Below are 17,382 nucleotides of genomic sequence, written 5' to 3'. Positions count from 1 at the left end.
CCGGGTTATCCCCCCGTCATATTCATAAAGCGAAGAATCTCCACCTCCCCCTCACTGGAAAAATGATGCCGCTCCGGCTTCAAATCCATCGCCGCAATTATCGCCTCCCGAAGCCGCTCATCATCCCCCGGATGCTCTCGCAACAGCGGCAACAAATCCATCGAATGCTCATTGCCCAGACACAACAAAAGCCGCCCCTCCACGGTCACCCGAACCCGATTGCAGGTCGAACAGAAGTTATGGGAATGAGGCGAAATAAATCCGATTCGAGTCGCGCTATCGGACATACGGTAATAACGCGATGGCCCACCAGAATCGTCATCGGTCAGCTGGAGATCGTGGTGCTTGTTTATGATCGCCCGAACCTCGTCGCTGGTGCACAGCGCCAATCCACGGTCGTGCTCAGAGATCTCTCCGAGGGGCATCTCCTCGATGAAGGTTATGTCTAGACCCTCAGCGCGAGCAAACTCAACCAGCTCAGGGATCTCCTCTTCATTGCGGCCTTTCATGACCACTGTGTTGAGTTTGATCTGCTTGAACCCTGCCGCTTTCGCCGCTGCAATACCCTCCAGAACCTGGCTAAGCTTGCCGGTGCGAGTGATCGCCTTGAACTTCTGCGCATCCAACGAATCCAGGCTGATGTTGAGCCGGTCGAGTCCGCCTTTTCGCAACTCCTCCGCCAAGGCAGGTAACTGGCTGCCATTGGTGGTCATTGCAAAATCGCGCAGACCATAACTGCCGATTTCCCGAACCAGATCAACAACGCCCTTGCGAACCAGCGGCTCACCACCGGTCAGGCGAATTTTCCGAGTGCCGAGCGATACGAAATTGCGAGCCACTTGAGCGATTTCCTCAAGCGACATGATCTTTTCCCGAGGAAGAAACGTCATCTCTTCGGCCATGCAGTATACGCATCGGAAATCACAGCGATCTGTCACCGACAGGCGCACATAATTCACGGTTCGGCCGAAGCGGTCTACTAGCTCGGATTGCGGCATGTCATCGATCCTCTGCGTGCATGGGCACAAACGTGCTTGTTGAGTATCTCAAAGACCAGTGTGTTGTTGATACCCTCCATTATGCAAGCTAACAGACCTCCGTTGGAATTGAATGTATAATTTGTCTGACAAACTGACAATGCAATACCTGATTGGTTCGGAGCATCCATGCGCATTACCCGTTTTACCGATTACTCTTTAAGAGTACTGATTTATTTGGCGGGTCAGGAAGAGGGGCATTTGTCGACCATTCAAGAGATTGCAGACAGCTACGCGATATCTAAAAATCACCTGATGAAGGTGGTTCATCAGCTTAATCAAAAAGGTTACATAGTAACGGTGAGGGGCAAAAATGGTGGCATGCGCCTGCACCGTGAGCCTCAGGGTATCAATATCGGTGCTTTGGTTCGGGAAACGGAAGAAGAACTGAATCTTGTCGAGTGTTTTTCCCGGGGTAACACCTGCAAAATCACGCCTGTTTGTGGTTTGAGGGGTATGTTCAGAGAAGCGCTGCAGGCGTTTCTTGCAGTGCTCGATAAATACACGCTTGCAGACGTCGTGCAGAGCAAGCATCGCTCGGAATTGCTTCGCTTGCTACAGGTTGTGTAGTGGTGCGATACACATCGTAACGAACAAACGCCAATCCTTACGCTTAATTGACCTCGAGTCAGCTATTATTCTGGTTCTCACATAGAGTCATTCTACGTATTCCGGGGGCCGTTTGATTCGTCTGTTGCTGGTTGTCATGCTGGCTTTGAGCTCGTTGCAGGTACTGGCTGCGGGTGCTCCCGATGGCTTGTCCGTAAAGCTGGACCGGGCCAGTGACGTGATTGATATTTCCCGACATCTCGCTTTCTATGAAGACCCTTCCTCGAATCTGAACATCTATCAGATCAAGCGGCGCTGGCCGGATATAGGCTCAAAAACCATTCAGCCAAAAGCCTACAATTTCGGTTTTACGGACTCGACGTATTGGTTTCACACTCGCGTCGAAAATGTTTCCAGCCCGAACGATCAATGGGTGATCGAGGGGTTGTATCCGATTATTGATGAAATGGAACTGTTTGTTGTCCGTGCCGCAGGGCCGATTGAGCGTCAGATCGCCGGCGATTCCGTACCTTTTCATCGGCGCGCCAGAGATCACCACAATATCAACTTCGACCTGACGTTGAATCGGGGTGAAAGCGTCGATTTGTATTTCCGCGTGAAAACCAGCGGTGCGGTGCAAATGCGGACCAAACTCTGGAGCCTGGACAGTTTCAGTCATGCCGATCACCAGGAACGGTTTGTTCTCGGTTTGTTCTATGGCTTGCTGATAGCCATGCTGATCTTCAGCTTCCTCATTTTTCTGTCAATCCGCGACACCAATTACCTCTGGTATTCAGGATACATTTTTAACTACGGCATTCTTCAATCCAGTTTGAACGGCCTGTCTTTTGAGCATCTGTGGCCGGATTCGCCATGGTGGAATAACCGCGCGGTCGCCGTGTTGATTGCCTCGGGCATGTTCTTTGTACTCGGGTTCTCCCGATCCTTTTTGGCGCTTAAGGCCAATGCACCGGTGTTGAATCGCACTTTTCTGGCCATGATGGGGGTCTTTGCTCTGGCGGCTGTTGCGCCGATGATTTCCCCGAGTTACGCCCCCGTTATTCGCTTCAATAGTTTTTTTGCGGTGTTGGCGGCGACCCTGGTGATGTTCGCCGGAGGCGTGTGTTTGTACCGCAATTACCGGCCGGCACGCTTTTTTATGTTGGCGTGGACGGCATTGTTGGCGGGTATGTTGCTGTATCTGTTTAAAACCTTTGGTGTGTTGCCCGCCAATGTCGTGACGGAATATGCCATTCAGATTGGCTCGGCGTTTGAGGTCATTTTGTTGTCGATTGCGCTGGCGGACCGTTTGCGGCACATGACGCAGGAAACCCAACGGATCCAGAGTGAGATGAATACGGCTCTTGAGTCTCGCGTTGCGGAGCGAACGGCTGCATTGGAATCTGCCAATCGACAGCTGGAAATGCTGAGTTCAACCGATGGGCTGACGGGCGTATTCAATCGTCGTTACTTTGATAAGCACCTGAGAAAAGAACTGGTTCGGTGCCGGCGCAGAGGGTCGTTGGCGCTAATCCTGTTGGATGTAGATCATTTCAAGGCCTTTAACGACAACCTGGGCCACCAGGCAGGTGACAGTTGCCTGCGCAAGTTGGCGGATAAACTGACCAATCTGGTTCGGCGCGAAACCGACATCGTCTGCCGATACGGTGGTGAAGAGTTTGCGATTGTCCTGCCTTATACCGATGCGGCCGGGGCAAGGCAGGTGGCGAATCAGGTTCGCGCCGGTGTTGAGTCGGATCTTTGGTTTGAATGGGAAGGCGAGCCTCATTCGGTGACGGTAAGTATAGGTGTGGCCGTGGTTGGGTCGGGCATTGCCGTTGAGCCTGATGAAGCGGTGGCTGTTGCAGACGAAGCGCTTTACACCTCAAAGGCCGAAGGCCGAAACAGAGTGACCGCTCTGGATGTGAGCGGTCACTCTGTTGGCCCAGCCGCGGTTAAGCCACAGCTGGCCGCTGAGTAAAGCGCTCGGGTAGTGAGTAACGAAGTATGCGCTTTAGCACGGTGCTGTACTGTTTCCCGAAACTGCCAGTGTTGTAGTGAATGCCGTGTTTGCGGCATACCGCTTGAACCTTTTCGGATATTTCCGGGTAGCGATGAGCGGGAAGATCCGGAAAGACGTGGTGTTCGATCTGGAAGCTCAGATGGCCACTCATAATGTGCAGCCATTTACCCCCGGTAAAATTAGATGATCCGGTTAACTGCCGCAGATACCAATGGCCTTTGCTTTCACCCTCGGCCTGTTCTTCGGTGAAGGTTTCTGCATCCTGCGTAAAGTGTCCGCAGAAGATCACAGTGGACGACCACAGGTTCCGGATCAGGTTCGCTCCAGCATTGCCGGCGACCACAATCGGAGCAACAGGCAGGGTGAGGGCCGGAAAGAATACATAATCTTTAAACGCCTGGCGTCCCGCTTTCTTGGCGGCGACTCTCAGAAAGGGGCGCTTCTCTTTCAGATGACTTTTCCCATAGCTCAATTTTTCCGCCTCTAGTTCGTGCAGAGCAACACCCCACTGGAACAGAATGCTCAGGACCGCATAATTCAGAATTTGGAAGGTATGGCGAGGTCTCCAGGCTTCGTCATCGCTCAACCTTAGAACCGCGTAACCGTAATCCCGGTCTTTGCCAATCACGTTGGTGTAGGTGTGATGCTCGAAGTTGTGGGTTCGGCGCCAGGATTCGCTGGAGCATGCGGTGTCCCACTCGTAGGTCTGGGAGTTCAGGCTCGGGTCGTTCATCCAGTCGTATTGACCGTGCATCACGTTGTGGCCGATTTCCATATTCTCGAGGATCTTGGCTAGCCCCAACGACGCAGTAGCGGCAAGAAACACCGGCGGAATGAAACCGAATGGCATCATTACCCGGCCCGCCACTTCCAGCTTTCGGTGCAGGCGAACCATGCCGCGGATGTGATTGGCGTCTCGCTCGCCCAGATCGGCCACCACTTCATCGCGGATCGCGTCCAGGTCTTTTTGAAGCTCATCCAGCTGTTGATCATTTAGTGTATTCATATGTGTACTCCTTGCAGCCCTTCTGGCCGCAGTGCGAAAACAGGAAAAGGTTATACCTCCAGAGCCACCGGGCCCTGGGGGATAGAAATGCATAACTGCACGCTTTCAGAGCCCGCACCGGATACCTGGCCGGTCAGTCGGTTTACCACCGTGCCGCTGGTTTTCGTGCAGGTGCATTGATGGCAGATGCCCATGCGGCAACCATGTTGAGGCGTCAGGCCTGCGGCTTCTGCAATCTCCAACAGGTTGGCGTCGCCTTTGGAATCGACGGTCAGATGGCTGGTGCTGAACGTTACTTCGCCGCCCGTAGCGGACGATGACAATTGAGCCGGCGCGGGTGGGGCAAAGAAGGTGCTGTGCAGTTGTTCGTCGTTAAGGCCTCGTTGGCGAAGTTTGTCGGATGCCAAATCCATCAATCCTTTCGGCCCGCACAGAAATATCTCTCGTGCCGTCAGATCGGAGATCGAGTCCAGATCCTGATCATTCAGATAGCGAGGCGCAGAGCCCTCGTCAGTGGTTATGATGTTTAGTGAGAAAGCGGGGTAGCGACTGTGCAGAGCATCCAGCTTTTCCTTCCCGATCACGTTGTTTTGAGTGCGCACGTAATAGAGCAGCGTGATGGGCCCCGGGTAATTTTCCAGTGCCATGGTTTCGAGTTGACTCAGAATAGGCGTAATACCGCTACCGCCGGCAATGAACAGAACCGGCTTTTTGTCCTCTGGTATTGAAAAGTCGCCAAATGCTTCCGTCAGCCCGATGACATCGCCGGTTTTCAGCTCATCGTGTAACCAATTGGTCACCCGCCCGCCGGGTAAACGCTTGATGGTGAGCGTAACCCGTCCTTCCCGATGCCAGCGCGCGGGGGGGCTCGAAAGGCTGAAGGTGCGGGTGCGGCGGACGCCGTCGATGTCGATGCGCACGTTCACGTGTTGGCCCGCTTTAAAGCCGCCCCAGCGATGAGCGGGTTTCAGCTCGAAGGTTTTGGTGTCGGCTGTTTCGGCCGTGATGCGCTCTACTCTGGCCGGTGTGTACTGTTGTACCCACATTGGATTGATGGCCGTGGTCAACGGGTCAAAAAACGCGGCAGGATCGTCTCGGTTCAGCAATTGCCGGCCTAGCCAGTGTGCCGCTTTGGACGGAGTGAGTTTTGCCAGCATTGTATGTCTCCAGGGGTAGATAGCGATCAGTTCAGCTTGATGTGTACACTTGTTCACATGATGTGTACGACTGTACACATGGGTTGTGCTCTGGGCAATGGCCTTGGTGTAAAGCTGGCTCATAATGACAAGTGAAAACGGTTTTTTATCGGTCGAGTGTGTACACTTGTGAGCTTGATGATGTTGTACGGGTAAAGCCATGGCAGATGTACAAAGGCGACGACCGGGTGAAACCCGGGAAAAGCTGATGACGGCGGCATTGACGCTGGTGGGTAAAGGACGGCATTTCGCCAGCATAGGGATTCGGGAGGTGACCCGGCAGGCCGGTGTCGTGCCCACGTCTTTCTATCGGCACTTTCGCAGCGTTGATGACCTGGGGCTTCAGCTGGTCGATGAACTGGGGTTGGTGCTGCGCCGAATGATGCGGGAAGCCCGCGCGAACGTGTTGCAAGCCGATAAGCTGATCGAAGAGTCTGTGGCTATATTTGTGGCCCATGCGTTGGCCAATCGCAACTTCTTCATGTTTATGGCGCAAGGATTGGCTGGAGAAAGCCGGGCGGTTCAGGAAGGGATTCGAAGCGAAATGCGGTACTTTGCCAACGAGCTGGGCAATGACTTACGCCGGCTCAAGCTGCTGGCACATTTGAGCGATTCGGATCTGGATATGACGTGTGATCTGGTGGTCCGGACGGTCGCCTTCAGTTTGACTGATATCCTCAGTATTTCACCGGAAGACGACTACCAGATAGGGCAGGTGCGCAAGCGCACCACCCGTTTTTTGCAGCTTGTCCTGATCGGGGCCGACCACTGGAAAAGTGGCTAGGCCTTACTGCTTTTTTTGCGGCCCGCAGTTTTTTGGGGTTTCGGAGGCAGAATCAGCGCTTCGAGTTCATCCAGAGCTTCACCGGTGAAAACGGCGATTTTCTGCATGCTTGGAAGGGTGTCCCGGCATCCGGTATAGCCAAAATTCAGCGTGCCTGCATAGCTCAGGCAGGTAATGTTCAGGGCACCTCCGTGCGCAATCAGCGAGACCGGATAGGTTGCTTCCAGTTTTGCTCCTTCAAAGTACAAGGTTTCTTCTGGCCCTGGCACGTTGGATATGGTCACGTTGAACACCGGCCGCATGCGCCCACCCAATCCTGACATCAGTTGCAGAATGTAAGGCGACATGAGCAGCATGGTGTACTGCGTCAAGGCTTTCTTGGGCAGCTTCTGTAAGTGTTCCTTCGCGCGGCGGCTGGATTCTTTGATGTGCTGCAGGCGGTTCAGCGGGTCGGCCTCGTTGGTTGCCAGCGAAGCGATCATGAAGCTGATTTGCGTGCCGGTGCCTTGATCGTCCGCCGGGCGGATGTTCACCGGAATACCCGCAGTCAACGGCGTATCAGGCAGGCTGTTCTGCTCAAGCAGGAATCGGCGCAGAGCGGTTCCACACAGGTACAAAACAATATCGTTCAGCGAGCCGCCGGAAGCGTGCGCCAATGCTTTTAAGCGGTCTACCGGGTAATGCTGGGTGGCGAGCCTGCGCTGGCCTTTTACCCGGTGGTTCAGAATGGATACCGGCCCGGTAAACGGAGCGGTCAGACCATCCTCCGGGTGCAGAGCCGATTGAGCCAGACGGTTGCCGGCCTGCCATAACCGTGGCGCCATATCGACCTGCAGCTTCAAAGCGTCCATAGCCTGTGCAAAAGCTCCGGGTACGCTGGCTTCTCTGTCGCCTTTATGAGCCCTGCGTTTTTTCGGTTGCACGGCCCAGGGTGGTGGCATATTACGGCGGTCCGGATCGGTGGTCAGCACCCGCTGCATCAAACGTACGCCGCTGATGCCATCAATCATCGAATGATGCATTTTTGTGTACAGTGCAAACCGGTTGTTTTCTAACCCTTCAATAACGTGGCATTCCCAAAGTGGGCGGGAAAAATCCAGCGGGTTGGAATGCAGGCGAGATACCAGAATGCCGAGTTCCCGCTCACCACCAGGGCGGGGGAGTGCAGAATGCCTGACGTGATAATCGAGATCGATGTCTTTGTCTTTTTTCCAGGCTGGTGCAATCACTCTCCCGAGAAAGCCTGACCAAGCCAGTTTGTCTCCCCATGGCGCTGCCACATCGTGAGATTCCTTCATGCGGAGAACCATGTCCCGCAAATAGGTTTCAGGGGCCCCTTCCGGTAATGAGAATATTTGCAGATTTCCCACGTGCATGGGTGTATCTTCGGATTCTACCGCCAGCCATGAGGCGTCCAAGGTGTTGAGGCGTGCCATTCCTTTGTTGTCTCCGTCAAAATTAAAATTTTAATTATGTAAACGAGTATACCGGTTAGTAGACGACACAACGATGAAAAGCGTTCCGTTGATGCCGCTCTTTTTTAGTGTTTCCGGCTATAAGCTAAGGGTGGATTCCAGTCAGTCGTCATCGGCAGACTGAGGCGGGCATCGGTGAGTGTTTTGTACTTTGCCGTCATCCACCGTTTCGAGGTACACGTCGAAACCCCATAGCCGGTGAACGTGTCGAAGCACTTCATCGGTCTCCTTACCCAAAGGGATGTGGTCAACCGGAATGTGGCGCAGCGTTAGCGAGCGGTCGCCCCGAACGTCCACATTCCAAACCTGAATGTTGGGCTCCCGATAGCTCAGATTGTATTGTGCGGCCAGTTTTTCGCGCAGTGCCCTGTAGCCGGTTTCGTCGTGAATCGCAGTGACCGTGTAATGGTTTTCGTTGTCGTCGTCCTCGATGGCAAATAACTTGAGATCCCGCATTACCTTAGGCGAAAGGTATTGCAGAATGAAACTTTCGTCTTTGAAATTTCGCATCGCGAAATGAAGGGCTTCCAGCCAGTCGGTGCCCGCAATATCAGGGAACCATTCTCGATCTTCGTCGGTGGGCGTTTCGCACATTCTGCGCAGGTCTGTGTAAATCGAGAACCCGAGGGTATAGGGGTTAATGCCAGAGTACCAAGGACTGTTGAACGGTGGCTGGTAGGTCACGGAAGTATGGCTTTGCAGGAATTCCAGCATGAAGCCGTCGGTCACCAGCCCTTTTTCGAACAGCCGATGCAGCAGCGTGTAGTGCCAGAAGCTGGCCCAGCCTTCGTTCATGACCTGAGTCTGGCGTTGCGGGTAAAAGTATTGAGCCAGCTTGCGCACAATCCGAACCAGCTCCCGTTGCCAGGTTTCCAGCAAAGGCGCATTCTTTTCGATGAAGTACAACAGATTCTCCTGCGGCTCGGAGGGGAATCGGGGCTTGCGTTTGACCGGGTCGTCTTCTTCGGGTTTCGGGATCGTGCGCCAAAGGTCGTTTATCCGGCGCTGTTGGTATTCCTCTCTTTCGGTTTGCCGTTGAATTTCTTCCTCGGCGGAAATGGGGGACGGGCGCTTGTAGCGGTCTACGCCATAATTCATCAGGGCATGACAGGAATCCAGAATCTCTTCCACGGCATCAATGCCGTAGCGTTCTTCGCATTCAGACACATAGTTTCGGGCGAACACCAGGTAGTCGATGATGGCGTTGGCATCGGTCCAGGTCCGGAACAGGTAATTGCCTTTGAAGAAGGAGTTGTGACCATAGCAGGCATGAGCAACAACCAGTGCCTGCATGGGCAAGGTGTTCTCTTCCATCAGGTAGGCAATGCAGGGGTTGGAGTTGATCACAATCTCATAGGCCAGCCCCATCTGGCCGCGCTGGTAGCCCTTGGACGTTTGCAGAAACTGTTTGCCGAAAGACCAATGGTTATAGCCGACCGGCATGCCCACCGAGCTGTAAGCATCCATCATTTGTTCGGCGGTGATCACCTCGATTTGATTGGGATAGGTGTCCAGACCAAATTCGGCGGCGCATTCAGCGATAGCCTCATCGTATTTTTGAATCAGCTCAAAGGTCCATTCCGAACTGGTCGAAATGGGAGAGCCGGTTCCGGGCTCAGCACCTTCCGTATCTTTGGGGCGATCGATTGATTCGTTCATGCCGCTTTCCTCTCGAACAGCTTCCGGAAAACCGGGTATATGTCCGCTGGGTCAGCTATCTGTTGCATGGCAAAGCTTTGCGGGTTCTCGGCCATGAGTTTCTCGTATTCATACCAGAGCGTTTGGTGGTCCAGCGGTGTGATTTCGATGTACGAGTAGTACTGAACTTGGGGCAAAATGCCTTCAGCCAAAAGCTTGCCGCAAGTAGGCGAATCATCGTTCCAGTTGTCGCCATCCGAAGCCTGCGCCGCGTAGATGTTCCATTCCGCCGGTGAGTATCTGTCGTCGATAATTTTGCGCATGAGTTTTAGCGCGCTGGAAACAATGGTGCCACCGGTCTCGCGCGAGTAGAAGAACTCTTCCTCGGTCACTTCTTTCGCGCTGGTGTGATGGCGAATAAACACCACATCGATCTTCTTGTAGTTCTTTTTCAGAAACATGTAGAGAAGAATAAAGAAGCGCTTGGCGATGTCTTTGTGCATCTGGGTCATCGAGCCTGAAACATCCATCAGGCAAAACATCACCGCACTGGTGGCCGGCTTGGGCTGTTTATCGTGTTGGCGGTAGCGCAGATCGATTTCATCGATGAAGGGTATGCGCTTCACGTTGGCTTTAAGCTCGGCGATCTCTTCCATGAGCGCTTTGATCTGGTCTTCGTGACTGAACGCCGGGTCCAGATCGTCCGGTGCGCTCTTCAGGGCCTCAAGCTGCGCTTCGAGATCCCGAATCTTTTTTTTGCGAGCGCCACTTAACCCCAGTCGTCGGGCGTGGGCTCCCCGAAGTGACCGAACAACATCCAGCTTTGCCGGTACACCCTGGCTGGTGAAGCCTGCTCGCACATAGCTGAACGATTCTGTGTCTTTGAGTTTTTTGCGGGCCAGGTTGGGCAATTCCAGGTCGTCGAACAGAAATTCCAGAAATTCTTCCTGAGTGATCTGAAACACGAATTCATCCATGCCTTCGCCGTCCGGGCTGGCCTGCCCAGCGCCCTGGCCTTGTCCGGCTCCGCCCTCGGGCTTGGCGATGGTGTCTCCGGCTACCCATTCCTGATTGCCCGGATGAACCGCATCCCGGCGGCCCCCATGGCCATGACGAAAAATAGGCTCCTGAATATCTTTAGCCGGAATGCTGACCTTTTCGCCGCGCTCCACATCGGTAATAGAGCGACGTTGAACAGCCTCCGAGACCGCTTTCTTGATGTGGTGCCGGTATCGGCGCAGGAACCGCTCCCGGTTCACCGCGCTTTTGTTCTTACCATTCAGTCGTCGGTCGACTACGTGGGTCATGCCCATATTACTGCTCCCGCTGATCGTTAATGGGACTTACGTACACGCAGATACCACTCGGCTAGCAAGCGGACCTGTTTCTCGGTGTATCCCCGATCGACCATGCGTTCGACAAATTGTTTGTGCTTGTTCTGATCCTCCTGACTGGCTTTCGGATTGAACGAAATAACCGGTAGCAAGTCTTCAGTGTTCGAGAACATCTTCTTCTCGATCACGCTGCGCAGCTTTTCGTAGCTGAGCCAGGACGGGTTCTCGCCATGATTGTTGGCGCGGGCCCGCAGTACGAAATTGACCACTTCGTTGCGGAAATCTTTCGGGTTGCTGATGCCGGCCGGTTTTTCGATTTTCTCCAGTTCGTCGTTGATGGACGAGCGGTCCAGAATGTCGCCGGTTTCCGGGTCGCGGAATTCCTGATCCTGTATCCACAGGTCGGCGTAGGTGACGTAGCGGTCGAACAGGTTCTGGCCGTATTCGCTGTAGCTTTCCAGATACGCAGTCTGGATTTCCTTGCCGATGAACTGAACGTAGTGAGGTGCCAGGTACTCTTTGATAAAGCGCAGGTATTTTTCCTGAGTCTCGGGCGCGTACTGCTCCTGCTCGATCTGCTTTTCCAGTACGTAAAGCAGGTGAACCGGGTTGGCGGCGATTTCTGTGGTGTCGAAGTTGAACACCTTGGACAAAATCTTGAAGGCGAAACGGGTGGACAAACCATCCATGCCTTCCATAACACCCGCCGCATCCCGATATTCCTGAATGGACTTGGCCTTCGGATCGGTGTCTTTGATGTTCTGGCCGTCGTACACCTTCATTTTGGAAAAGACGCTCGAGTTATCCGGATCTTTGATGCGGGACAGCACTGAGAACTGGGCCAGCATGTCGAGCGTGTCCGGAGCGCAGGGGGCGCCGGACAGCGAACTGTTTTTGAGCAGTTTGCGGTAGATCTCGATCTCTTCGGTCACCCTCACGCAGTAGGGCACTTTGACGATATAGACCCGGTCGAGGAAGGCTTCGTTATGCTTGTTATTGCGGAAGGTTTGCCACTCGGATTCGTTAGAGTGGGCCAGTATCACGCCATCGAAGGGGACCGATCCCATGCCTTCGGTGGTGTTGTAGTTGCCTTCCTGTGTCGCGGTCAGCAATGGGTGGAGCACTTTAATGGGGGCTTTGAACATCTCGACGAATTCCAGCAACCCCTGGTTGGCTTTACAAAGGCCTCCGCTGAAGCTGTACGCATCCGGATCGTCTTGAGAGAAGTCTTCCAGCATGCGGATATTCACCTTACCGACCAACGCAGAAATGTCCTGATTATTGTCATCGCCGGGCTCGGTTTTCGACACGGCAATCTGGTCGAGAATTGAGGGGTAGCGTTTAACCACCCGGAACTGGCTGATGTCGCCGCCAAATTCGTGCAGGCGCTTAACTGCCCACGGCGACATGATGTTGTTCAGATAACGGCCCGGAATGCCGTATTCTTCTTCCAGAATATGGCCGTCCTCTTCCGAACTGAATAAGCCCAGCGGGCTTTCGTTCACCGGTGAGTCTTTGATGGCGTAAAACGGCACTTTTTGCATCAGCGCTTTAAGCTTTTCGGCGAGTGACGATTTACCACCCCCGACCGGACCTAGCAGATAGAGAATCTGTTTCTTTTCTTCCAGCCCTTGGGCAGCATGGCGGAAGAAAGCCACGATGTTTTCCACGGCTTCTTCCATGCCGTAGAACTCGTTGAATTCCGGGTAGCGCTTGATGACTTTGTTGGAAAAAATGCGTGAGAGGCGAGGGTCTCGGGAGGTGTCAATCATTTCCGGCTCGCCGATGGCAATCAGCATACGCTCCGCGGCGGTGGCATAGGCTGTTGGATCGTTTTTGCAGATCTCCAGGTATTCCTCAAGAGAGAATTCTTCTTCCTGAGTTTGTGCATACCGGTCTTTGAAATGCTGCAGAATGCTCATAGATACCCTCGCTTACATTCGCTTGTTATAGACAGTTCTAACTCACGCAGTGTCTCCGCAGTGCCCCGGGTCTTGTGTTCCGGGGCCGTGTGAATGGTTGAATGGTGTGTTTAATTTGAGCTTAGTTCAGACTCGTGAGGTTGGACAGGCCGAGTGCTGAATGGGTTCATTAAATTATATTTTGGTGAGTTTGAACACGCTTTCTGTGGCCCCTTTGCTCAGTCCTTTTCGCTTGGCGAACGGACTGTCGTGTGCCATGTCTTGCTTGTGTATTTGAGTAATGTTGTAGTCTTCGGAAAAGAGCTCGTGAACTTCGTCATCGCTGACATTAAAAGGCGGCCCTTTCATCTCCTGGCTGTCGTAGTCGAGGGTAATCAGCAGCATGGTGATGTTGTCCGGTGTGACGGCCGTCAGGTGATTGACATAGTCTCGGCGCATTTCCGGCGGCAGTGCGATGAGAGCAGCTCGGTCGTAGACCAGGCGGATGTGTTTGAGGTCTTGTGGCACCAGTTGGAAAAAGTCGCCGCACCAGAGTTGCAGGCTGCCGTGGGTGAATGTGGTGAAGGGTTCGCCCGGGCTGACCATGGCTTTCTCGCCGGCTTCCTCGAAGAAGTCCTTGCAGGCCACGTCACTGAGTTCGACGCCAATGATAGGGTGGCCCCGGTCGTGCAGCCACCACATATCGTGGGCTTTGCCGCACAGCGGCACAAACACCGCGTCGGTCCCTGAGCCGGCCAGCTGCTGCCAGTGATCGTGCAGGTACTGGTTAACGGTGCCTTCGTGAAAGCCGATTTGCTCTTTGGCCCAGCGTTCGTGCCAGAATTCGTGCTCCATGGTGCGCCTCCGCGATTGATCAATTTGTTTCAGTCTAGCTTAATCTGTTCACTGCTTGAGACAGGAGAAAAGTATGAAAGCCGTTTTTCTGGATGCCAAAACCCTCGGGGATGATGTGGATTTGTCCCCCATCGAGCAGGTGACGGGCGGATTAACCTGCCACCAACGCACTGCGCCGGACCAGGTTTTGGAGCGCATCCGCGGGTTCGACACGGTGCTGGTGAATAAAGTGGTGCTGGGGCGGGAGCACTTTAAAGCTTGCCCGGAGCTGCAAACTATCGCAGTGGTGGCGACGGGGTTGAACAATATTGATTTGCAGGCTGCAAAGGAGCACGGCATTGCCGTTCTCAACGTGACCAACTACGGCCGCTCCACAGTCGCCCAGCACACCATGGCGTTGATTCTGGCGCTGGCAACGCGCTTGCTGGATTACAACCGGGATGCCCGAAACGGTACTTGGGCGCGCAGCGACATGTTCTGCCTGATGGATCATCCGATCATGGAACTTGAAGGTAAAACGCTGGGCATTCTGGGCTACGGCGATTTGGGGCAGGGTGTCGCCGAGCGGGCGAAGGCGTTCGGAATGAATATTGTGTTGGGGTGTCGCCCCGGACAAGAAGCGGGCAGTGTGGATGGCTATCCGCGCATTCCGTTGGACGAGCTGTTGGCTCAGGCCGACGTGTTATCGCTACATTGTTTGCTAACCGAAGAAACTCGCAATTTGATTGGCGAGAGGGAGTTAGGGCTGATGAAGCCCACTGCGCTGCTGATCAACACCAGTCGGGGCGGTTTGGTTGATGAAAGCGCTTTGGTAAAAGCTCTGCGAGCCGGGCATATAGCCGGGGCAGGGTTTGATGTATTAACCGAAGAGCCTCCGCGCAACGGCAACCCGCTGCTGGCGGAGAATATTCCGAACCTGATCGTGACACCTCACTCCGCCTGGGCCAGCCGAGAGGCCCGACAGCGGATTGTCGGAATAACGGCTGCGAACCTGCAGTCTGTGGAGTGATCAAGGCGTAAACAACAACGCTTTGCCGGTTTCGGAAATGAGCAATGGCAGGTTGTTTACTGCCATCTGCCTGATAAGCTGTAGAAAAGACCAACAAAGTAGGAATCTACGTGGCGTCTACACAATTTAAGGAGCGGCTTCAGGCCGCAGAAGACTGGATCCTTTCTAACCCCAACCCACCTCAGTCGTGGCCTTGGACATGGTTGTATAAGTCGGGCCGGTCTTTGTATGCGTTGGTCCGGGATGTCATCAGCGGTCAGCTCACGTTGCATTCCATGAGTTTGGTGTACACCACGCTTCTGAGCATTGTGCCTTTACTGGCGTTGAGCTTCTCAGTACTGAAAGCGTTGGGTGTGCATCAGCGCATGGAGCCGTTTCTTTACCAGTTCTTCCAGCCGATGGGCCCGCAAGGGATTGAGATCGCGGAGCAAATCCTGGGATTTGTCGACAACATCAAAGTCGGCGTGCTGGGGTCTGTGGGTTTGGCAATGCTGGTGTATACCGTGATCTCGTTGGTCCAGAAGATCGAACGATCGTTCAACATGATTTGGCGCGTGCCGGATATGCGCTCCATGGCGCAACGATTCAGCAACTACCTGAGTGTGATCATGGTGGGGCCGCTATTGATGGTTTCCGCGGTGGGGGCGACCGCCACGGTGTTGTCGTCAGACCTGGCGCAAACGCTGTTGGCCATCGAACCGTTCGGCTCGCTCATCGTGATGGCCAGCCGGTTTACCCCGTTCTTCCTGGTTGTGGCCGCCTTCACCTTCGTCTATATCTTCATTCCCAATACCCGGGTGAAGTTTCGTTATGCCTTTATTGCCGGCTTGTTGGCGGGTATTTCATGGCAAGCAGGCGGCATGCTCTTCGCCTCGTTTGTCGCGGGTTCAGCCAAGTACGCGGCGATCTATTCAGGCTTTGCGGTCGGGATCATTTTGTTGATCTGGATCTACCTGAACTGGATGATTCTTTTACTGGGGGCCAGCCTGGCGTTCTACATGCAGAATCCTGGCTCTGTGGCAAAAAAACGCAACGTGCAAATGGCGCCAGAACTGCAGGAACGTGTGGCTTTGGCCTTGATGTGGATGGTGGCCAAGCCGTTTAGTCAGGGTGAACCCGCGCCACAACAGGAATCTTTGGAGCACGAGTTACGAGTGCCGGGTGAGGTGACGCGGCGCGTGAGTGATAAGTTGATTCGGGCGGGTGTGCTCAGTTTGGCTGGGCGTAACGGCGACCAGCTGGTGCCCGGGCGCGCGCTTGATTTGATTACTGTCGAGATGGTCCTGAAGGTGGTGCGCCGCGATGAAGACCGAGTGGTTGACCGCTTGCCCGCGAACGCGCTGCCCACTCAATTGATTGATGTATCGTACGGGCGGGACGATGTCAGTTTTGCGGACCTGCTTGGCAAGCCCGCCGACAGTGAAACCGAATGAATTGCCGCCGATTGGCGCCAGTTAGTGCTCGCTGCCGCCTTCTTTGAGCATCGTCAGAACCGCCGCCCGCACCTGATCGAGCTGTTGCGGCGAAATGTGAACAAGCCTCAGGAGCTCTTCCTCTGCCAGGTTGCGTTGCCGGGCATGACGCAGCACTTCTCGCGTTCCTACCAACAGCCCGTCCAGTAGTGGCCAGTTTTCCTGGCTGGGGGCTGGCCTTTCGGCCGATAGCAGCCACGCGTGGTATTTCGGCGGCAGTGCCCAAACGTTGGCCAGTAACTGGCACGTGGCCCATTGATGTTGTGCTAAGGCTTGCCTGAGCAACGCAGGTTCGGGCTCGCTGTCAATATTGTGAGCTCGGCAGATGGCGGCGATTTCACGGCGAATGGTGATGTAAGCCAGAGATGGCAGCAAACCCACCATGAAGTGCGCGCTAGTGTCGTCGTTGTGAATTCTGGCGATCATTTCGGCGGAGCGAGCGCAGGTCAGACCCCAGCGCCATGCCCGCTGCGCGAACAGTGCTTCCGAGCTGTTTCTGGCTGCCATCATCGGGCGCATCACCGCTGCTGCAATGACATTTCTGATGCCGTTCAAACCGAGAACAAAAACCGCCTGGTCAACCGACTCTATGAGGTAGTCGCCCGGTTTGAATTGCGGGCTGTTGGCTACCTGGAGCAGTTGGTCGGTCAGTGACGGATCGCTCAGAATGATGTCGGTCAGGTGCTTTCGGTCTGTGGTTTCGGCAGACAGTGCTCTCATCAGCATGGGCAAGGTGCCGGGTTTGCGAGGCAATTCTTCCATGGCGTTGGTTTGCAAGCGGCGTTCTAGCTCGGCCAGCACCTTGTCAGCACTGGATGCGGTCTTTTTGAGTTGGGCAGGTTGAACGTCCAGTAGCCAGCAAAACAGATGCTCTTCCAGGCGAGGGGGAGGTTTGGCTGCGGAGTCTTCGCTGGCGGACGGCTCATTGGCCGGATGGTTGAACAAGCGGGTTTCTTGCACAGTTTGCACGGGCGGTTTTTTCGCAAACAAGCCTGAAACCCAAGAGATAAATCCCGGCATCCATTGCCTCCGAACGGGTATGTCTTGAGTGATTTGTCCTGTGAGTATAGATATGTGCAGCTTCTCTGCACAGTATTCCTTAG

14 protein-coding genes are annotated in these 17,382 nt (G+C 54.3%); 5 read left to right on the top strand and 9 right to left on the bottom strand.

Features of this window, described 5'->3' with window-relative positions; genetic code table 11:
• Positions 1–5: 5 nt before the first annotated feature.
• Positions 6–998 carry a GTP 3',8-cyclase MoaA gene (gene moaA, locus Q9245_RS05695; protein WP_305896230.1) on the bottom strand — a complete coding sequence of 331 codons (993 nt, stop codon included), beginning with the start codon at positions 996–998 and terminating at the stop codon, positions 6–8.
• Between the two features lie 168 nt (positions 999–1,166).
• Between moaA and Q9245_RS05690 the strand changes: the two genes are divergently transcribed.
• Together Q9245_RS05690 and Q9245_RS05685 are read left to right on the top strand one after the other, a co-directional pair.
• On the top strand, positions 1,167–1,607 hold the full coding sequence (locus Q9245_RS05690; RefSeq protein WP_305896229.1) for an Rrf2 family transcriptional regulator: 441 nt from the start codon (positions 1,167–1,169) through the stop codon (positions 1,605–1,607).
• Positions 1,608–1,719: 112 nt separating this feature from the next.
• Complete coding sequence (locus Q9245_RS05685) at positions 1,720–3,567, top strand: 7TM diverse intracellular signaling domain-containing protein (protein WP_305896228.1); 1,848 nt, start codon at positions 1,720–1,722, stop codon at positions 3,565–3,567.
• On the opposite strand, the gene Q9245_RS05680 is transcribed toward Q9245_RS05685, so the two are convergent.
• Both Q9245_RS05680 and Q9245_RS05675 read right to left on the bottom strand, forming a co-directional pair.
• Entirely contained in the window at positions 3,542–4,615 is a 1,074-nt protein-coding gene (locus tag Q9245_RS05680; protein ID WP_305896227.1) for an acyl-CoA desaturase, read from the bottom strand. The genes Q9245_RS05685 and Q9245_RS05680 overlap by 26 nt on opposite strands.
• Before the next feature lie 50 nt (positions 4,616–4,665).
• Complete coding sequence (locus Q9245_RS05675; protein WP_305896226.1) at positions 4,666–5,772, bottom strand: ferredoxin reductase; 1,107 nt, start codon at positions 5,770–5,772, stop codon at positions 4,666–4,668.
• Between the two features lie 199 nt (positions 5,773–5,971).
• Here Q9245_RS05675 and Q9245_RS05670 point away from each other — a divergent pair, with 199 nt between their 5' ends.
• Positions 5,972–6,595 (top strand): TetR family transcriptional regulator, encoded by a 624-nt coding sequence (locus Q9245_RS05670; protein WP_305896225.1) that lies wholly within the window; start codon positions 5,972–5,974, stop codon positions 6,593–6,595.
• Here Q9245_RS05670 and Q9245_RS05665 read toward each other — a convergent pair.
• The 5 genes from Q9245_RS05665 to tmpT form a co-directional block, all read right to left on the bottom strand.
• Complete coding sequence (locus Q9245_RS05665) at positions 6,592–8,031, bottom strand: wax ester/triacylglycerol synthase family O-acyltransferase (protein ID WP_305896224.1); 1,440 nt, start codon at positions 8,029–8,031, stop codon at positions 6,592–6,594. The two genes, Q9245_RS05670 and Q9245_RS05665, sit on opposite strands and share 4 nt — an antisense overlap.
• Positions 8,032–8,172: 141 nt before the next feature.
• Positions 8,173–9,729, bottom strand: coding sequence for a SpoVR family protein (locus Q9245_RS05660; RefSeq protein WP_305896223.1), 1,557 nt, complete (start codon positions 9,727–9,729; stop codon positions 8,173–8,175).
• Positions 9,726–11,021, bottom strand: coding sequence for a YeaH/YhbH family protein (locus Q9245_RS05655; RefSeq protein ID WP_305896222.1), 1,296 nt, complete (start codon positions 11,019–11,021; stop codon positions 9,726–9,728). The genes Q9245_RS05660 and Q9245_RS05655 overlap by 4 nt, the downstream gene beginning before the upstream one ends.
• 20 nt (positions 11,022–11,041) lie before the next feature.
• Positions 11,042–12,964 (bottom strand): PrkA family serine protein kinase, encoded by a 1,923-nt coding sequence (locus Q9245_RS05650; protein WP_305896221.1) that lies wholly within the window; start codon positions 12,962–12,964, stop codon positions 11,042–11,044.
• Between the two features lie 174 nt (positions 12,965–13,138).
• Complete coding sequence (gene tmpT, locus Q9245_RS05645) at positions 13,139–13,798, bottom strand: thiopurine S-methyltransferase (protein ID WP_305896220.1); 660 nt, start codon at positions 13,796–13,798, stop codon at positions 13,139–13,141.
• Between the two features lie 73 nt (positions 13,799–13,871).
• On the opposite strand from tmpT, the gene Q9245_RS05640 reads away from it, so the two are divergent.
• Entirely contained in the window at positions 13,872–14,807 is a 936-nt protein-coding gene (locus Q9245_RS05640) for a D-2-hydroxyacid dehydrogenase (protein WP_305896219.1), read from the top strand.
• Between the two features lie 110 nt (positions 14,808–14,917).
• On the top strand, positions 14,918–16,240 hold the full coding sequence (locus tag Q9245_RS05635; RefSeq protein WP_305896218.1) for a YihY/virulence factor BrkB family protein: 1,323 nt from the start codon (positions 14,918–14,920) through the stop codon (positions 16,238–16,240).
• Between the two features lie 21 nt (positions 16,241–16,261).
• Here the strand turns inward: Q9245_RS05635 and Q9245_RS05630 are convergent, their stop codons facing one another.
• Entirely contained in the window at positions 16,262–17,299 is a 1,038-nt protein-coding gene (locus tag Q9245_RS05630; RefSeq protein ID WP_305896217.1) for an HDOD domain-containing protein, read from the bottom strand.
• Between the last annotated feature and the right edge of the window lie 83 nt (positions 17,300–17,382).

The organism is Marinobacter sp. MDS2 (genome assembly GCF_030718085.1).
Classification (GTDB): domain Bacteria; phylum Pseudomonadota; class Gammaproteobacteria; order Pseudomonadales; family Oleiphilaceae; genus Marinobacter.
Note: the sequence above shows the minus strand (reverse complement) of the source record. Positions and strands in the feature narration are given on the sequence as shown.